The organism is Legionella londiniensis (assembly GCF_001467825.1).
Classification (GTDB): domain Bacteria; phylum Pseudomonadota; class Gammaproteobacteria; order Legionellales; family Legionellaceae; genus Legionella_A; species Legionella_A londiniensis.
The window spans coordinates 1-18736 of record NZ_LNYK01000001.1 but is presented as its reverse complement, the minus strand read 5'-3'; the positions used below and the strand labels follow the sequence as shown (position 1 = coordinate 18736).

Sequence of the window (18736 nt, the reverse complement as noted above, 5' to 3'; positions counted from 1 at the left end):
AAGTTATGAGTCAGCCTTCATCGCGCCATTTATCCCATGACTTCCCTGCCTGGAAAGGTTTAAGTCTGCGGGAGTTATTTTGGATTGTCGTGACTACAACACCACTGGCTACCATGGTGTTTATCATACTGGGATGCCTAATTGACTTCCCTATAGCCAGCGGCTGTGTGGGCTTTATTGTTGGATTCATTCTGGCAATTAGCGTATGGCCCAAAAGCATTGCTCGCATCAAAGCGGACAAGCCTTATGGCTATGTCACTAAAAAGGCTATCCAGTTATTGGTGCGATTAAGGCTCAAACGCTCTCCCTGGATTCATTACCAAGGACAGTGGAACAAGAACAAATCAGTAGGAGGAAGTCATGTTTAACTACTGGAAGAAAATCGACAGCCTGCACCACCATAACCGCTTATTGCTGGCTTTTATCGGTGTATTAACCACCATCGTTTTGGCCTTAATTATGACTTTATTTTCCATGCCCAAGCGTTATGAATTCTGGCTCAGTCCAAGCATGGCGGCCAATGGCGGCTTAATGAAGGCCCATGATATCCCTAATGAATATGTACAGGGGTTTGTCACATCGCTTATGCCAACTTTATATAGCTGGCAAGCCAATGGCAAAGATGAATTTAACCGCAACCTGAAAGCCTTTCATTATTATTTCACTTCTCGCCATGAGCAATTGCTCGAACAAACTTTATCAGCCTATAAGAACGCACAACTCTTTAACCGTGCACAAGTGGCAAGTCTTTATCGCTTTATGGAAGCCGATGATATCAAACGAATTGGCCCCAACAGCTGGGAAGTGAAGCTGGTTTTAAGAATCACCCAACGGCTAAAAGACAACTCGCCCATGGTCATTGCCGATAAAGTCGTGGTCTACCATCTGCGCGTGGTCAAGCTCAACTTATCCCGACTGCATAACCCATTCCAGCTGGCACTTGATGGCTACACCCAGCCTGAAACACTAGTCAAAGATTTACTGGTTCAAGCGGAGGATGTCCATGCGAATGATTAAAATATTAAGTATGTGGCTTTGCTTTATCAATTTAAGCTATGCCCTGCAAAGCGAACATATGGTGTGGGAAAAAGTCCCTTTGAATATTGAATTACCGTTGATGCAGGAACGCCTGATTCAATTCCCTAAAGCTATTAAAATTATTGACCAAAACCTAAGCCCTGCACTGGATATTCTCAAAGTCAAAGGCAGCCTCTATCTCAAAGCGCAAGACAATTTCAAAAACGCCAGGATTATTGTGCAGTTGATTCCAGATGGTGAAGTCATCATTTTAAATCTGAAAGCAGATATGCAATTCAATAACACCACACCCATCGAAATCCTGACTGACGACCCTAAGCGAGAAGGAAAAACTAGCAACAGTCATTATGAATATAACGCCATCCAGCTGACCCGTTTTGCTATTCAGGCTTTATATGCCCCTGAGCGAGTACAACAGATTCCAAACGGCGTTTACCGCACACCGATGCAAACGCATCAAACCATTCCTTTATTTTATGGTGCCAGCATTGAAGCGCATCCCATTGCTTCCTGGCGGGGCGGTTCATTGCATGTCACAGCCGTTGAGTTGAAAAACCTGCTTAATAAACCCATCAGATTGAAACCCGAAAACCTGATTGGTCACTGGCAAACAGCAAGCTTTTATCCGGCTAATCGCCTACCCGCCAGAAACAGGCATGAAAGCACCACCGTTTTTTTAGTCTCCGATAAGCCATTTCATGAAGCCTTAAATCAGCATGCGAGGTATAGCCGATGAATAAAAACCGCGGCATTAAAATTCTGGCGGGCGCTGTTGCCCTGGTAGCCATCCTGATTCTCTTTAACAGCAAAAGCCGCCCGCCTGCCATAGAGCCAGAAAAAAACACCAACAATTTTAACGAAGCCATTGCCAGCCAGTTTAATGACAATATCCGCGATGTTTCAGCCCGCCTTCAGGAAACAGAAAAGCGTCTGGAACACATGCAACAGGAAAATAAAACACTGCACAATAAGCTTCAACAGCCGAAAGAGGATGTCAGCCATAAACTCAAAGAAGAACTTCTGGCTCTAAAAGAACAAATTGCCTCCATTGCCGAAAGCAAAACCAATGCTTATCCACTGGAAGGAAAAGTTGAAACAACGCAAATCAAAGACCTGGATGGGTTATTAGACAAGCCGGTTGTTGAACATAAAGAACTCACTTTATGGGATGGGCAAAAAGAAAAAGAAGAAGCTCCCAAAGCAACGCCATTTTATACCATCCCTGCCGGCAGTGATTTCAGTAAAGTCACTTTGCTATCGGCCTTAATAGGTGAAGTACCCGTTGAAGGCAAGCTCATGCAACCCTTGTTTCCTTTCTCTGCCATGGTCTCTCGTGGTGATTTAATGACTGCCAACGGCATGCAATTACCCGATGAAATCATTGGCATGAAAGTGATGGGGTTTAGCATTGGTGTCGGCTCATTCCTCGATAACATCAGCTGTGTACGTGCTTATGTCACTTCTGCCTTATTTGTTTTTGATGATGGCCATTTTGTCACCGTAGGCCAGGAACAAATGAAAAATTCTGCCGAGATGATTAACAATGACAGCATCGGCTATCTGACCACCCAATATGGCAATCCATGCATTAAAGGCCAGTACATCACTAATGCACCGCAAGTTTTAACGTCCTTTATGGCAGCCGGCGGGATTCAAGGTGCCGGCAATGCCTTATCCAAATGGCAGTTAACCTATCAGGCTGAAGGTAGCAATGCCATTGCCACCCCAACTGGCGAGCTTGGGCATTTTGCTGCAGGTGGCGCCTTAAACGAAGGCAGCCAGAAAATTACCGATTGGATGGAAAAACGCATCCAAGGCAGCTTTGATATGGTCTTCGTACCCGCGAGTCTCAAAGTACAAAACCGGTTTATTCCCAATCAATTAAGTCTGCACTTTAATCAAACCATCGCTATCGATAAAGAACACAACGGGAGGGTATTAGATTATGGTCATCAAACTCAAAAACACATGGATAACGCTTTGCGTTAGCCTGGGGTTATGCGCCTGTTCAACCGCTAAGGTTCAGCATGGCACCATTCCAGAACAAGGCTTAACGGTTAGTCAGCTGTATCAGCTTAATCAATCACAACCGCTGCCCAGGCGAATAGCAAAACCAGTTTCACTGAACCATCAGGAGCAGCAGTTTAAAGCATTACCTAATCCAGAAGTGCCGATTCATGTCTTTGCCCATGTCGCCCAAATCGGTGATGAGCAAATCATAAAGCCTGATTATGACACACGCTTTTTTCTCTATAAGCAAAACCAGTATGCGCTTGTCTCAGAACTGTATTGAGGTGGACCATGAAAAAGATTGTTAGCTGGCTGTTAGGGGAACAAAATCCCAAGTCTGAATTTAAAAAGGATGTCAAAAAACGTTTTGCCAATCCTCTGCCCTCTTTTGCCGACAAACTCGCCATCGCTGACTTTAATGATGAGCATAATATCTTTTTATTTGCCGATGGCAAAAGCCTGGGCTCCGGTTTTGAATTAGGCGATATTCCAGCAGAAGCCGCAGCACCTGAATATTTGCAAGCGGTTTTTAATAAAGTGCGGGATACTTTTGCCTCAGTCGTGCCACTTCATCAAACCGATCCCTGGGTAATGCAAATGTTTGTTCAGGATGATTACAGCCTTGAGCCTGTGATTGACCATATTAAAAGTCATGTTGATGACAAACTCATTAACACTCAAATAACTCAAGATTACCTACAAAGGCTGCAGGATTTATTTAAAAAGATGAGTCGGCCACAAGGGTTATTTGTTGACCCCAAAACAGGCCAACCCTACCGCGGCAGAAGAAGGCGTATTCGGGTTTTATTTTATCGGCTGCTGCATGAATCTACCCCAGACCGGCAAACCGCTTTCAAGGAACACCAGGAGGTAATCGCGCAGATTGAATCGAAACTTCGCTCACCAGGATTACAATTAAAACGCCTATCTGGCAAAGACTATTATCAGTGGTGGGTGCGCTGGTTTAATCCTCTTGATGCGGAAACACTGTTAAAGCAGTTTCCCTATCCTGCAACAAAACCCGCAGGTTTTAATCTGGCGCAAAATATTTTTTTCTCACTACCTGAAAGCGATGACAAAGGCTTTATTTTTAACGGCCAGAAACACCGTATTTTATATGTTGATGGCTTAAAAGAAGCACCAGAAATTGGCCTTATTTCACGCGAAAGAGCGCAATCCAATCCCAAGCACCGCTATGCCTTATTAGATACCTTGCCCGAAGGCAGCATCTATACCATACAAGTCGTATTCTCGCATGATGCCTCACTGGATGCCCATTTAACCCGATTGGAAAAAGGCATTGTCGGCACCAGTTTGAAGCCAACGCAGGTCCGAGAAGATATTAAAACGGCGCGCAATGAGTTGGCCATGGGAAACCGTTTATTCTGGGTTAACCAGGCAGTCTTTTATCGGGCAAAGGATGATGAAGAAGCTGCAGAGATTGAAAAACGGCTGCAGGATATCTTCATTGAAGCCAAAATGCCTTTGATTGAATCCCGTTTTGATATACATCCCTTAAATTCCTATCTCAACGCCCTGCCTTTTAATTTTATACCGCATTATGCCAGGCAGTATCTGTGTTATGACCGCCTGATGTATGCCTCAGAACTGGCATCCCTTTTACCGGTTTATGGCCGCAACCAGGGCGCAAGGCACCTGCCATGCTTCACCTTTTTTAACCGCTTAGGCGAGCCTGTCTTTTTTGACTTATTGCATCATGATTTTGTATCGCAAAACTCCCATTGCGCCATCTTTGCCAATTCCGGTGGCGGTAAATCGGTATTAACCGGCTGGATGGTGCAATCGTTACTGGCGATGAAAAACGCCCGTATTGTCTTATTTGAAATGGGTAATTCCTTTGACCGCATCTTAACCCATTGCCAAAAGCATGGGCTAAAAACCAAACAGCTCATGCTGTCCAATCAAAAAGACAAAGCGGTTCCCTTAAATCCCTTTTGCGATGCCTACAAAGCAATACCTGAAATCAGCGAGCAATCCAACCATGCATTAGAGTTATTAGAGCAGTTGAAAAAAGAACGCTCCCTTCCGGCCAGCCAGGCAGAGCTTAGCTGTGAAGATGAGTCCCGCTCTTATCTGGCTGAGTTGACATTGGCCTTAAGAACCATGATTACTGAGGCCAATGAAAAAGAAGAACAAGGCTTCACGCTTGCTGATGAAACGCTGCTCATTGAAATTTTAAGCGATGCCATCGTTACCTGTGCTAAAGAAAATATCCCGCAAATGCTCACTGAACATGTGCTTGCCTCTTTTGAACAGCGCATCAAAAAGGAAACCGTTTCAAAGAAAAAAGAACGTCTGCAGGATATGGCAGATAGGTTAAAAAGCTATGTCATCAACAATTCCAAATCGCGCTTTTTTAATGTGCCGACAGAGCCTCTCGATGACTTTGATATTTTCCATATCGATATTTCAGCCATCAAGGATGATAAGGGCAAGCTTGCCCTGGTAATGGTGTCACTCCTGCCCCGAATTCTCGCCATGGCAGAACGCACGCAAAACGATGACCGACCCATGTTTTTAATCATCGATGAGGCACATATCCAATTTGAAATTGATGTCATTGTGTCCTGCGCCCTGCTTATTGCCAAAGTGGCGAGAAAGCTTGGCTTATGGCTAATTCCTGTCACCCAGAACGTGGCCGACATGCGGTCTGCCAAGGCAACCAAGATTTTGTCCTTAATGGAAACCTGGATTGTCTTGGGCCTTGATGAAAATGAACTTAAAGACATCAAACAATTTAAGCACCTGACACCACAGCAGGAAGCCTTGATTCGAGACATTGATTCACAGAAAGGACTCTATGCAGAAGCGGTACTTTTAGGCTCCCGTTATCAAGGTTTATTCCGAGTCATACCGCCTCGTTATCTCCTTGCCCTGTTAATGAATGAAAAAAGCGAAAAAGTAATGAGAGGCCAGTTGGAGAAAGATTATGACGTACTCAAAGCCGCTGAGATTATGGCAGAAAAACTGGAACAGCCCAAAGTTAATGATGATCCTGGGGCTTATTTTTATGATTAATACAGCACATGCGATTGAAAGCACCATGCCACCTCATCCAGTGAACACCTTTACCATTGCCGGCAGAGTCATATCAAAGATATTCCATAATTCACATTATAAAATCATTGGTTCTTGTGCCTGGCGTCATGGTCATTATCCACCCAAAATATCAGTTACCGCTGCAGTTGAACAATTCTTGCCTGACCTCATTGTCACTGTGAGTAATAAACCGGAAGAAAATCCCTGGATTGAGGCACGAGCTTTGTATGAAAACAAAGCCAATAGGCACGCTTACCAACAAGCCTACAAACTTGCTACCGGTATGGATTTAGGTTTTGGCAATGACAGCAGCCAAACAACCAGTTTGCATGGTAATGATGAGCGCACCCGAGTCGTTGATGTGATTGGCAGCCCCGCTGCCTTTTACCGCTTCCCATTTTTATCCCTGAAATCGGAAACCAGCTTTGGTATGCCATATTATCTATCTGAGCTTGATGCAGTGATGGATAGAACCGAAGCAGCCGAGTTGGTGTATATAGCATCTCATCCACAACTGTTGATCAGCCATGATATCGGCACTGCAACACATATCTGGGGTACTGAAATTCCAAGACTCATGCGAGTGACTCAGCCTTATAACTTCCGCGCTTCAGTTGTCGCTGCCATGCACGCGGTTGATATCGTGACTAATCAAAACCCGCTTCATGTCACCAAATCTACCAGCAACAGTTGCGGTCAAAACTGTGTTGTCGCCAATGGCATCTTTGATCCAAATAACAAGAAAGTCATCTGGCAGGAAGTCTACCCAAACAATCGCACCTTCCATCCAGGTGATCCAAATGACTTCGGGATTGAAGATGACAAGAACGGCAACGGCAATTATGTCTTTGTTGTCTGGCGCAAATACAGAGGATGCGTGCAACACCATGGCAAACTGATTCGCTTTCTAACCTTTCCTAAAGTGGGGCAACCACAAAAACGCTAGGGGTATCATATGAAAAAAATAATCCTGTTAACCACACTAATTCCAACAAGCCTTTTTGCCAGTGGCTTTATGCCCAGCCAATCCGATTACTATTATCAATTAGGCGGTGCATCCAACTTGTTTGTACCTCCCATCAACAAAGACCAAACTCTAAAAATTGGTGCAGACATCGATGGGCGCATGGGCTTTTCCTGTAGTGGATTTAATCCCGTGGTATCGATTACCAATACCATGCAGGATTTAAAAAAATCCTCGCTCAATATCCCAGCTGGTGTGATTAGCAACTTAAAAGGCTCTGTTGCAGGCTACCCTCTGTATAAACTGCAACAAGCCATGCCTGCCTTATACAATGTTCTGCAAAATACAGCATCCAGTGCTCAGAACGAGTTTTCCCTCAAAGTCAAAGACTGCCAGCAGGTTAAAGAGGCTTTAGAGCAAAATCAGTCTCCTGTTGAAAGTATGCTTTCGGTGTCCGACAGCCAGGGCTGGCTTGATGCAGCCAAGCGAGCCAAAAAGGAAAATGTTGATGTCACCGAAACCTCAAAAAGTATTGCCCAAAAAAGGGATGAATACGGTCTGCCCTGGATAGGCAGTGATAAAGGTAATGCCGGCGGTAAATTTCAACGGCCAATTAAAGTAATCAACGATGTGGTAATTGCCGGATATAACATCTTATTGGAACGCAAACCACTTGATTCAACAACCAAGCCGTATGAGAAAACACCCATGACAAAGACCTGGGCTACTCCTAATGATGCGGCGAATTGGGCAGTTAAAGTATTAGGCGATATTCACGTCAGCAGCAGTGACACCAAAGAAAACCATGACGCCAAAGCCGGTATGGGTTTATCAGCCTTACTGCAAAGCTGCGCTAATGCCAACACCTGCAGTCAAAATATTGCCAAAGCACTCTGGAATCTGGTCAATGGCAGCTGGGCATTAACCGAAGAAAATCTTCATAAAGTCAGTGCTTCCAATTTGCTGATCACCGATGAAATCATCCTAACCATCCAACACTTACCCAGAGAAGAACAACTGCTCACCGTATCCAAGCTAGCCGAAGAAATTGCCGTTCAAAATATGCTGGATAAAGCCTTAATGATGAGACGAATCCTACAAGCCGGCCTTCAGGTCCAGGAAGTGCAAAACTTAAAACCCGCCTTGAACATGGTGCGTTTTGCCTTAAAAAAACTCGATGATGATATCCATTCATTGGCATTTGAAAATGAAGTGCGCAAAAAAATGATGACTGACACTCTGACTATGATCATGGACATCCGTCATCAAGCCCAAGGCGCAAGCATGCCTGGCCAGGACCATGAGCAACCCGCTGTGAAAAATGGTGCAGTCTATGTAAAAGAACAAAAAGGGGCCTGATATGATCGTCTTCAATCCACTTTCGTTATACACCACCTACCTTGGCTGGCAGCAATATGAAATCATCTTCAATGCTTTGTGGCAAACAGGATTGTTATATCTTGGATTTCTGGCAGTCGGCTATCGCTTTTTAAAAAATGTACTGGTGCCAGCTGGTGCATTTTTTGCGGTGGAGCATGCCCTAAATCATTTCCTCTATGAATTAGCTATTACCGTTTTAATCTGCGGGATATTTGTCTACCCCTGCGTTCCACTGGAAACCAAAGCACTGCAGTTTAAACCGTTATGCGGTCTGAAATCACAATCAACAGCCACCTTCGGCGATACTGGCACAACCTATGATGAAGCATTTGCAGATGTTTTAACCCACCAGGTCAAAATCCCCATCGGTTTTGCCATCATTCAGAATTTTATGTCGAGCTTTACCTACAGTCTTATGAAAGTCACAGGCTGTACTGATAGCCTGCAATCCATTGAAGGCGATTTGGTATCTACCTATTTACCTCATGATGTGCGTGAACAAGCTTTAGATTTTCACAGACAATGCTTTATTGAAGCCAGAACGCAATTTAATAGTGATAAGCATGAACAAAGCGAATTAAATGCTTTATTAAAACGCTATGGTGGTGAAGATGATCTCAAATGGATGGGGTCGAAAATCCTGCAGCAATTGTATTACGCCAAAATCCATGCCCGTCATCCAGTCAAAGGATTTACCTTTAATCAGGCTCCGAATCCTAACCTGCAAAAAGCAGCCAATCGCGGCGACCTATCGCAAGAGCAATTACCTGAAGAAGGCTATCCCAGTTGCCAGCAATGGTGGAATAAAATCAAAACGGATCTGGTTGATGTTGCCAACAAAGCCAGCTTCTTTAATAAGCATTTGAACTATTACGCAATGATTGAAAGAGTCCGGCAATACAAGCTCAAACATCCGAAAGCCTGGAAGGCAGATATTTCTGCAGAAGATTACATCGCAAAAATGTTGATTAACGACAGCAAAGATATGCAGCTCAACTCCGTCAGAAACGTAATGGACAACAACAATGGCCATGTCGGCAGTGCCATCACCAATAGCCTGGTCAATGTCGGTCAATGGGCTAAGTCGTGGACTTTAACACCACTGAAGCGGGAATCCATTATGCAGACCCTGCCGGTCATGCAGGCATTTTTCATGTTCTTTCTAATTATCTTAACCCCAATCATCCTTTCACTGAGCAGCTATAGCCCCAGAGCACTTGGCAGCCTTTGTGGTCTATTTGTGATGAGTATTTTTCTGCAATACCTCTGGCACCTGGTTGGCTTTGTTGAGCGGTCGGTCTTGGATCCACTTGGTGAGAATGAAGCGATTTCAGCCATGAAAAATATGGCGGTGATGTTTTATTTTGTTGCCCCTGTGCTTTTACTAAGATTATCCAGTCACTTTGGCAGTGATGCTGGCGCAGGTTTAATGGATATGGTCAGCGGCTCTGAAAAACAGAGTGATCAACTTAGCCAGTCAGGTATGACTACAGCAAAAACAGGGATTAAAGTTGCTTCGGGAATGATTCGATGAGTCAATTAAATACCATTGTTATTTTCAAAGGTTTCATTGTACTCACGCATACTAATCATGCCCTTCTCAAACTTTTCTCTGGCCTCATAAACCGGAATATATTGACGTTTTGGCTTTTCATCCATGATGTCAGTTATGGCATCAAGAACCACACCCAACAATCGAAATACCTTTCGCATTTGGAGTTATCCTTATGAAAAAAAATTATATACGTTCGTCCATTATAGTACTCATACAAACCATATTACCAATCATTGCACTATTAATAATCACCCCATGGTTTATCAATTCTCAAACATTTAATTATTTACAGGATTATTTAAAAGCCAATCAACCGTGGTTTTTAATTTGGCATGGCCTGTTTTATCTTGGGCTATTTTTTATCTGGCCTATTCTAATAAAAAAAATATCTCAACATCATCAACTCACTGACGCTCAGATTAAAAAAATCAGCCAATCCCGATGGTATCTAATCTTTACCTTCATCTTAATCGATGTTTTGATGTTATGGAGTTAACCATGAAAGACTATCCCATTAATAATTTGTTACGTGAACCCACAGAAGCCTGGTCTGCATTAACGTGTTTTACTCTGGCAATATTAGCTTACAACCAGCCGCATTTCTTCTTGCTCACCGAACATATGGCAACCTATGCAGCCATCACCTTATTAGTTCCAGGGTTGTATCGGGCATGGCAGGCCATCAAAGTCAAACGCTATCACCGGAGATTACTTGCCATGCCCACCTATGCCTTATCAACCACAGAAATACCATTATCAAAAAACTGGTTATTCATCGGCAAAGGCTTTCGCTGGAAACCAAGCCATACCCAAAAGCTACACCAAATCAAACAAGTCAAAAATGAGCAATTCATGCAACGAGGAAAGGTTTATCAAACCATCAGAGGTTTTTGTCGAAACCATGAGCAAACCAAGCTGGCAAAGTGGCTAAACAGCCGCTCAAAACTCAATCCATTTCGCCCTGATCCACCGGTTGGCGGTAGCCCTTTCCTGCATGGCGTTGGTGAAGAAGATAAACCTGTATACATTCCACAGGATGTTCGAGTAGGCCATACCTTCGTTGTCGGAACAACCAGGGTAGGTAAGACCAGACTTGCCAGCATTCTAATTAACCAGGACATCCGCAATGGCGATGCCGTTATTGCAGTTGATCCAAAAGGTGATCAAGACTTGGTAAGAGATATGAAAGCAGCTGCCCTTGTCTCAGGTAGAAGCGATGATTTTCACATGGTTCATCTAGGTTTTCCAGAACAGTCGGCCCATTACAACCCACTGAAAAACTACCACCAAGTCTCAGAAGTGGCTACCAGAATCACTGATGCCATTGCAGCGGAAGGCGAAGGCAAACAGTTCGCAGCATTTGCCTGGAAATACGTCAACATCGTTGCCATTTGTCTTGAAGAAATGCAGCAGGAAATCACCTATCAATCCATAGCTTTCTATATCAGCCGGCTAGACCAGTTACTCATGACCTACGCCGATAATATTCTTCCTAACCATTACCCAGATTATGACCAACAAATCGAACAAATCATCGAAGAACACAACAGCAAAATCGGTAAAAACAACAAAACCAAAGCACCAATGGAACGCCACCAAGCTGTTATCCAGTACGTCAAAAACCACATCAATAAAACAATTAAAAACGGCAATACAGAAAGTCTGCACGACCAAATCCTAATAGACCTATTTGACGCGGCAGTTATGGATAAAAACTACTACGACAAAATCACCGCCAGCGTGGGACCTGTGTTATCAGAAATTAACAAAAGTAACGCCTCAAAAATCCTATCATCCAAATCAAAACCACAAGACATAGAGCTAATGGACATAATTAAAAATAAAAAAATCCTCTACATTGGCCTTGATAGTCTAACCAATCCTAATATTGCTCAAGCAGTCGGCAAAGCTTTTTTATCTGATCTGGTCTCAACAGCAGGGAAAATCTATAAAGAAGAAAATGCCAAATACACCCTAAATCTGCATTGCGATGAGCTATCAGAAATCATCCAGGATTCTTTCGTTAAAATCCTTAATAAATCTGGTGGCGCTGGATTTCAGGTCACGGCTTACGCACAGACTATTCAGGATATGGAAGTTGCACTTGGATCACGCGCCAAAGCTGATGTGTCAGAAGGAAATTTTAATACGTTGATCATGCTTCGAGTGAAAAATGAGGAGACGGCTAATTTACTGGTAAAAGTACTGCCCCAAGTTGGCGTGATTGGTCATACCCAGGTCTCCATGGTTAATGATACCCCTCATGGGGATGATGGAGTTTATTTTAATACAACTAATGAGGATCGTGTTCAAACGTTATCTGTACCTATTATTGGGGTCGAGGATATTGTTTCTTTGCCAAAAGGACAGGCTTTTATTTTGGTAAATGGTGGAGATTTGTATAAAATCAGAATCCCTTTGCCAATAAACAAATCATGAGTCTCGATATTTATCATTTTTTTTTTGAATCAGGACATTCAAATGAACCATAAATCTCAATATAATTATCAAATAGCTTTTGAAGTTTTTTCGTTGACATTTGACATAAAAGATTATCAATATCAAAAACTTTCCTTAACTTATCCAAAATGAAATCAATATATACCTTTTCAACCCAAAAATAAGCTAAAGGGGTTGAATGTGATAAATAAATAGGTTCTGAATCACTTAAATTCCAACTTATAATTCTCTCGGTATGTACCCTGTCGCGTCTATCAAGTTTAGATTTTGAAAAAATATACTTATACCTTTTCGGTGAAACCCCACGAAAAGGATAAAATTTAACCATATTTAAATCATCAATAGAAGCTTTATCTTTAACCATATTTTCGAATAAATCTTCAGCCATACTTTTAGGGTAAGGTTCAATATAAACAACTGTATGGATTCCAGCAGCTATTATATGTTTAGTGCATAAGTGACAAGGAAAAGTTGTTGTATATAATGTGGTATTTTTAATTGAGACTCCTCTTTTAGCAGCATCACAAATCGCTGCTTCTTCAGCGTGTACAGCCCTAATATACTCTAGAGAATCATCGTTGTAATTGCTAATAAAATTATATCCTGTAAATTCTTCAAATTTACGAAATTCATCAAGCGATACTAACTTTAATTTATCTGTTTCTTTGGGAAATATTTTTTCTAATTCATCGTTATTTAATGGTTTATTTATAATAAGAGACATTAAATTAGCGTTTTTATCTACATAATAAATTTTGTTATTGTATAAAATATATGTTCTGTTGCTTTTACCAAACAGTTTTAATTCTTTATTGGACAATTTTTCAGGATTTTTAGTCGTTTTAACCAAATAATTTTTGAAAGATTTGAGTTTTAATTTCTCTCCAATAGGTACTCGATTACAATCAACAGTTTTCCAATCCCTCAGATCAGGATTAATATTATCCCAATATAATCCTCCGCCAAACTTTGGAACCTCATTACAGCCACTTGCGATAATATTACCATCATCATCAATAATGACAGCTCCAACTTGTCGTGAAATATCACTAGATCTTAAAGAAGAAACATAAGCATACATCATGGCTACTTCATCTTTAGACGGAGTTGTAAAAGGGATATTAAAAAGTAAATTTACAAATCTTTCGATATCTTGGTTTAAATAATCAGAATGGATAAAATAATGTGCTTTATGATAAGTTTTTAAAGTATCTCTTCCATGCGTAATTCCTTCACTTTCATCAGTATTCATAAGTTCTTCGATTTGTTCGTGATGAAGTTCGGATAGATTATTGGTTATAGAATATAATTGCTGGTTTAATAGATTTTCCTTTCGTGATTCTTTTGATTCATATACTGATAAAAGTACAAAATTTCTTCTATAAACATCTCTAAATATTTGATATTCATCAGGGTGCTTAAGGGAATCAACTATGTATACAACCGGCTTCTTAATGTCACTTTTTATTTCGCTTCTTTTAATTCTATCATTGTGGATAAATAAAATGGCTAGGTAAGATGCAATCCCGTAAGGAAGTTGTTCTCTTGCCTCATTCATTTTTTTAATTTTTTGTTCTAAATTATCTAAAAAATCAACATTATCTTGTTCTTGGAGGGTCAGATATTTTGTAACCTTAATTTTTTTTACTAAGCAATTAGCCGATTTGAATGCAGATTCTAATTCTTTATATACTTTATCAAAATTTGTTCCTAGACCGCCAACCAGCCCAATAACTAATTCAAACGGATTTCTATCTTTCTGAGACACTTCCATGTATTTCACCATATAAATAATGTTTATCTTTATTATAGACATTAACTCTAATATCCTGCGTCACTGCAAATCATATGCAGTGACGCAGAAAACCATCCTTGATTTTACCCAGTAAAATCAACACATTATGCCCTTTTGTTCCAACCCGCACCGCGGGATGGAACAAATCCATACCCCAAAATCCTTGCCCAACTTGCACCAGTTTGATAATTTTTAACTAAGTACTACTGATGAGCCTGTACAACAGGCGAAACCTTTAAGGTCTAGTACTCAAGCCACACCCCTTCCCTAACCTGTGGCTGGACGTTCAGTCGGGAAATAGCTGTTCTGGAGTCGTTACCATTCGGTAACCGATCATTTCATCTGATCTATGGATTCGGGATAAAGCCTTAGACTTTGTCGTGTCTGTCACTTTTTTATAAATAAGGAGGAAAAAACCAGAAAAAACCGAACGGCAAATTGATTTGACGTTCAATAGCTGATTTGCCAGCTTTTCGAGCCTTGCAGCATTTGCTGGGTGTCGCCTTTGAGTGAACCGCTCGACCAACACTAAACCAAAGTCAGGGCAAATAATTTTTTCAGGTGAGATTATGCAGCAATATTCATTAAGAAAGGAAGCAAGGCAATATATCAAAAATAATCGCCATGGTGGGTTAAAAGCCCGCCGTTTTCGTAATCATGTCATCTCAAAACTCACCCATGATATCTATACCATCAAAAATACCCCCAATGATTGGTTATCATTCAATAATGATCATTTAAAACAATTAGCCAATCATTGGCACAAGCAAAAAATCAAACCAGCGACCATGCTGAATCATCTTACCGTCATCAGAAAATTTTTAAATGATATGGGCAATAAACAAACCACTCTCACCAATCGACAATTAGGCATTGTGCGCAATTTCAAGAAAAAAAAGAAAGTAAAAATTACTCAAGATTTTTGGCTGCAAATAGAAGAGCCTTTGATTCGCGTTATTCTGGCTTTACAAGTTAATTTTGGCCTAACTTACAGCGAAGCCATACGAATCAAACCCAATATTCACACCCAACAAAGCAATCTATGGCTGACACGAGAAATCACCTTTAACAGTCAGGACAGAATAATACCTTATCGTAATGACGTACAGACCAGCATTATTGATTCGCTAAAAGAACTAACGCAGGGACCATCTAGTCTATTGCAAATATATGGTGAACAAAGCATCAAATCTCACTTACGAAAAATCCTTAACCAGTCCAAAATTCCTCAATCAAAATCCTGGCGCTACCTTTACGCCAAGTGGCTAAATCAGGAGCTATCATCAACCCTGAGCCAATATAAATTAAACTGGGTAATCATGGATGAAATGGGACTTAAATCCAGAACCAGCTTGTGGAGATACCTCAATGAGCAATAAACTCCGCAGTGCTCACTTCTCAGTTAATAAGTTCGTCAATCAAATTGACAATTATTCCCATGCAAGTCTTGCAGATATGCGCCATATGCTGCACCGTTGCATGAAAGATTTGCATGAACTGGGATATAAAATAGGACATATGAACGGCTTAAAGCCAAAACATATTCATGTATTGGTAGAGCACTGGAAAACACAAGGCAAAAAACCAGCTACCATTAAAAATTATATGGCCAAACTGCGTAAAACGGCCAATATTCTTGGTAAATCCAATCTGGTTAAAGCAAACAATGACAACTACAACATTCCCCGCCGAACTTATATCCCTACCCATAACAAGGCTATATTTAATATCGACTTAAACAAATGCACTGATCCACATATACGCTTATCACTTGAAGCTCAGGCTTTATTTGGACTCAGACGAGAAGAATCAATGAAATTGGTGGTATCAGAAGCCTGGCAAGGAAATGCCCTGGTCATTAAGTCCAGCTGGACGAAAGGGGGCATTGGCAGAACGCTGCCAATCACCAATCGAGCACAACAGGACTGGTTATACAGAGCATCCAAAACGATCAAGCCCCATCATTCATTGATACCCGAGAACAGGACCTACAAAAGCCATCTAAGTCATTATCAAAAGCAAATTGAACTACTTGGGGTTAATAAACTTCATGGTCTACGCCATGCTTATGCTCAAAATCGATATCATGAATTAACCGCCCATCTATCACCTACCAAAACACCATTATTGTGTCCCATTCAAGGTGGTAAACCTTACAAAGATCTTTCTTCAGAAGAAAAAATCATTGATAGGACAGCGAGAGAAATACTCAGTACCCTGCTTGGGCATTCGCGAATCTCGATCACCAGGCTCTATCTAGGATAATAAACGCTTATAGCGCTACGAAACTATTCTGACAAATCAATTTGCTACACTTAACAGTGGAGCAATTCTAACTGGCGATTACAAGGACGGAAATGGCAAAGTTTTTAACCAAATCAAAATTTAAACTGGCCTTGGAATGTCCAACAAAGCTTTGGTATTACGATCGCCCAGATGAATATGCCAATAAGCAGGATGAAGACTCTTTTTTAAAAGCATTAGCTGAAGGCGGCGCACAAGTCGAAGCATTGGCCAGATGTTATTATCCTGATGGAATACCAATAACGGCCTCAAGTAATAAAGAGGCCATTGCCACGACCCAGCACTTGTTTCAAACAGAGGCAGTGACTTTATTTGAAGCGTCGTTTCAATACCAGGGTTATTTTCTACGTGCTGATATCCTGCAAAAAAGACCTGGGCATATCAAATTAATTGAAGTCAAAGCCAAGTCAATCAGTAAGAAAGATGAATCAAAAATGGCAACGAAAAAAGGTGCTGTTAGTTCAGAATGGCGCCCTTATATTGCTGATATCGCTTTTCAAAAATGGGTTCTAAAACAATTATTTCCCTCTTTCACTATTAGCAGCTATTTAATGCTCGTTGATAAGGATTCTTTATGCCCTACTGATGGCTTGAATCAAAAATTCCTGGTACAAAAAGATAAACAAGGAAAAGCTAAAGTTATACTCACAGCGCCTGTTACTGAAGAGGATTTATCGGTAAAAATTCTTAAACAAATCAATGTTGATTACCATATTGAATTACTCTGGCAAGAGAAGAATGATGAAGGGCAAACGGTAAAAGACCAATTTCTTCAATTCAGCCAACTTTATTTCAATGATCAGAAATTTCCACCTAAAGCGAAAAAAGAGTGCGGTTCTTGCCAGTTTAAAACCACTGGTTCAGATAATAATTTGCTCTCTGGCTTTAAGGAATGCTGGCGAGAGGCGCTTGCATATAAAGAATCTGACTTTAATGACCCCACTGTATTTGATTTATGGGACTGCCGAGACAAACCTAAATATTTTAGTAATGGGCTAATTAAATTAAAAGATATCGATGAGTCTGATTTAAAAATCAAAGAGCCGGATGAAGCAGGGCTTTCCAGAACACAACGGCAATGGCTGCAAATAGAAAAAGTTAAAAATCAGAATAATAGCGTCTGGATTGACAAAGATAACCTGCACGCTGAAATGAATTCATGGGAATACCCGCTTCACTTCATCGATTTTGAAACAGCAATGTTACCCATTCCTTTCAATAAAGGTGCTCACCCTTATCAAGGCATTGCCTTCCAGTATTCGCATCATACATTGGATAAAAATGGCGATGTTGCTCATGTTGGTGAATATCTTAATTCTGAGCCAGGCGTTAATCCTACAATCGATTTTATTCGACATTTAAAAAGAGAATTGGAAAATGATGAGGGGACAATTTTTCGATACAGCAATCATGAAAACACTTACCTCAACTTTATTCGTAATCAACTGGAAAAAATGCCTGTTCCACCCAATGATAAAGAAATGCTCTGTTCTTTTATCCGTTCAATCACAAAATCACCTTCTGAAAGCAAAGAGAAATGGGAAGGCCCACGTTGTATGGTGGATATTTTAGAGTTGATCAAACGATTTTATTATGATCCACTGACCAATGGTTCCAATTCCATAAAGGAGGTATTTCCTGCAATTCTTAACCGCTCAAAATACCTTCAAGAAAAATACAGTCAACCTATTTATGGAGCTGTTAATGGCATTCCGAGCCAAAATTTTGTTAATCAAATCTGGATAGTCGAAGAAAATCAGAAAATCAAAGACCCATATCATCTATTACCGCCCATCAATAAAGATATCTCTGATGAAGATGCTCCCTTGTTGTTTGAAAGTAAGGATTTAAAAGAAGGTGGTGCTGCAACGATTGCCTATGCAAAATTACAGTTCACGGATATGAGTGATTTTGAACGATTGGAATTAAGAAACGGTCTATTGCGGTATTGTGAGCTGGATACCTTGGCTATGGTGATGATCATCGAGGCGTGGCAATATATGCTTAAAACATAAAACACATTTCGTGTTTACATTTACACGTCATATGTTATTATGAACTTAACACAACTGACGAGCTAGCGAGAATCTAGGTTCAATCACCATTTAATTATGCCCAAATAGCAATGGCAGCGAGAGCAATGGACGAGATAAAAATGGAGTCACAACGG

15 protein-coding genes are annotated in these 18736 nt (G+C 41.0%); 13 read left to right on the top strand and 2 right to left on the bottom strand.

The genetic code is table 11. The features are described from left to right. Positions 1 to 5 precede the first annotated feature (5 nt). From Llon_RS00075 to Llon_RS00035, 9 genes are read left to right on the top strand one after another with little or no spacing between them, the layout of a single operon-like run. On the top strand, positions 6 to 368 hold the full coding sequence (locus Llon_RS00075) for a TIGR03750 family conjugal transfer protein (protein ID WP_058500860.1): 363 nt from the start codon (positions 6 to 8) through the stop codon (positions 366 to 368). Continuing rightward, positions 361 to 1017, top strand: a complete 657-nt coding sequence (locus Llon_RS00070; protein WP_058528040.1) for a DUF2895 family protein — start codon at positions 361 to 363, stop codon at positions 1015 to 1017. The genes Llon_RS00075 and Llon_RS00070 overlap by 8 nt, the downstream gene beginning before the upstream one ends. Continuing rightward, positions 1004 to 1774, top strand: a complete 771-nt coding sequence (locus tag Llon_RS00065) for a TIGR03749 family integrating conjugative element protein (RefSeq protein ID WP_058528039.1) — start codon at positions 1004 to 1006, stop codon at positions 1772 to 1774. Before Llon_RS00070 ends, Llon_RS00065 begins: the two co-directional genes overlap by 14 nt. Then, on the top strand, positions 1771 to 3027 hold the full coding sequence (locus Llon_RS00060; protein WP_058528038.1) for a TIGR03752 family integrating conjugative element protein: 1257 nt from the start codon (positions 1771 to 1773) through the stop codon (positions 3025 to 3027). The genes Llon_RS00065 and Llon_RS00060 overlap by 4 nt, the downstream gene beginning before the upstream one ends. Further along, a complete protein-coding gene (locus Llon_RS00055; RefSeq protein WP_058528037.1) occupies positions 2984 to 3331 on the top strand; it encodes a hypothetical protein in 348 nt (115 codons plus the stop codon). The genes Llon_RS00060 and Llon_RS00055 overlap by 44 nt, the downstream gene beginning before the upstream one ends. Positions 3332 to 3339: 8 nt before the next feature. Continuing rightward, entirely contained in the window at positions 3340 to 6087 is a 2748-nt protein-coding gene (locus Llon_RS00050) for a conjugative transfer ATPase (protein ID WP_058528036.1), read from the top strand. Continuing rightward, entirely contained in the window at positions 6059 to 7054 is a 996-nt protein-coding gene (locus Llon_RS00045) for a TIGR03756 family integrating conjugative element protein (RefSeq protein ID WP_412754098.1), read from the top strand. The genes Llon_RS00050 and Llon_RS00045 overlap by 29 nt, the downstream gene beginning before the upstream one ends. A gap of 9 nt (positions 7055 to 7063) precedes the next feature. After that, the gene (locus Llon_RS00040; RefSeq protein WP_058528035.1) at positions 7064 to 8431 is read left to right on the top strand and encodes an integrating conjugative element protein; all 1368 of its coding nucleotides are present in this window, start codon (positions 7064 to 7066) and stop codon (positions 8429 to 8431) included. Between the two features lies 1 nt (position 8432). Then, positions 8433 to 9986: a conjugal transfer protein TraG N-terminal domain-containing protein gene (locus Llon_RS00035; protein WP_058528034.1), complete on the top strand. Its 1554-nt coding sequence runs from the start codon at positions 8433 to 8435 to the stop codon at positions 9984 to 9986. Positions 9987 to 9991: 5 nt separating this feature from the next. Here Llon_RS00035 and Llon_RS11575 read toward each other — a convergent pair whose 3' ends face one another. Further along, complete coding sequence (locus Llon_RS11575) at positions 9992 to 10165, bottom strand: hypothetical protein (RefSeq protein WP_165474512.1); 174 nt, start codon at positions 10163 to 10165, stop codon at positions 9992 to 9994. A 340-nt stretch (positions 10166 to 10505) separates the two neighbouring features. Between Llon_RS11575 and traD the strand changes: the two genes are divergently transcribed. Next, the gene (gene traD / locus Llon_RS00025; RefSeq protein ID WP_058528032.1) at positions 10506 to 12446 is read left to right on the top strand and encodes a type IV conjugative transfer system coupling protein TraD; all 1941 of its coding nucleotides are present in this window, start codon (positions 10506 to 10508) and stop codon (positions 12444 to 12446) included. A 13-nt stretch (positions 12447 to 12459) separates the two neighbouring features. Here the strand turns inward: traD and Llon_RS00020 are convergent, their stop codons facing one another. Then, on the bottom strand, positions 12460 to 14283 hold the full coding sequence (locus tag Llon_RS00020) for a deaminase (protein ID WP_115336884.1): 1824 nt from the start codon (positions 14281 to 14283) through the stop codon (positions 12460 to 12462). 548 nt (positions 14284 to 14831) lie between these two features. On the opposite strand from Llon_RS00020, the gene Llon_RS00015 reads away from it, so the two are divergent. The 3 genes from Llon_RS00015 to Llon_RS00005 all read left to right on the top strand — a co-directional run bounded on the left by Llon_RS00015 (position 14832) and on the right by Llon_RS00005 (position 18581). Then, positions 14832 to 15641: a hypothetical protein gene (locus tag Llon_RS00015; protein WP_058528030.1), complete on the top strand. Its 810-nt coding sequence runs from the start codon at positions 14832 to 14834 to the stop codon at positions 15639 to 15641. Next, entirely contained in the window at positions 15631 to 16527 is an 897-nt protein-coding gene (locus Llon_RS00010; RefSeq protein WP_058528029.1) for a phage integrase N-terminal domain-containing protein, read from the top strand. Before Llon_RS00015 ends, Llon_RS00010 begins: the two co-directional genes overlap by 11 nt. A gap of 92 nt (positions 16528 to 16619) precedes the next feature. Then, positions 16620 to 18581 carry a DUF2779 domain-containing protein gene (locus Llon_RS00005; protein ID WP_058528028.1) on the top strand — a complete coding sequence of 654 codons (1962 nt, stop codon included), beginning with the start codon at positions 16620 to 16622 and terminating at the stop codon, positions 18579 to 18581. Positions 18582 to 18736 lie beyond the last annotated feature (155 nt).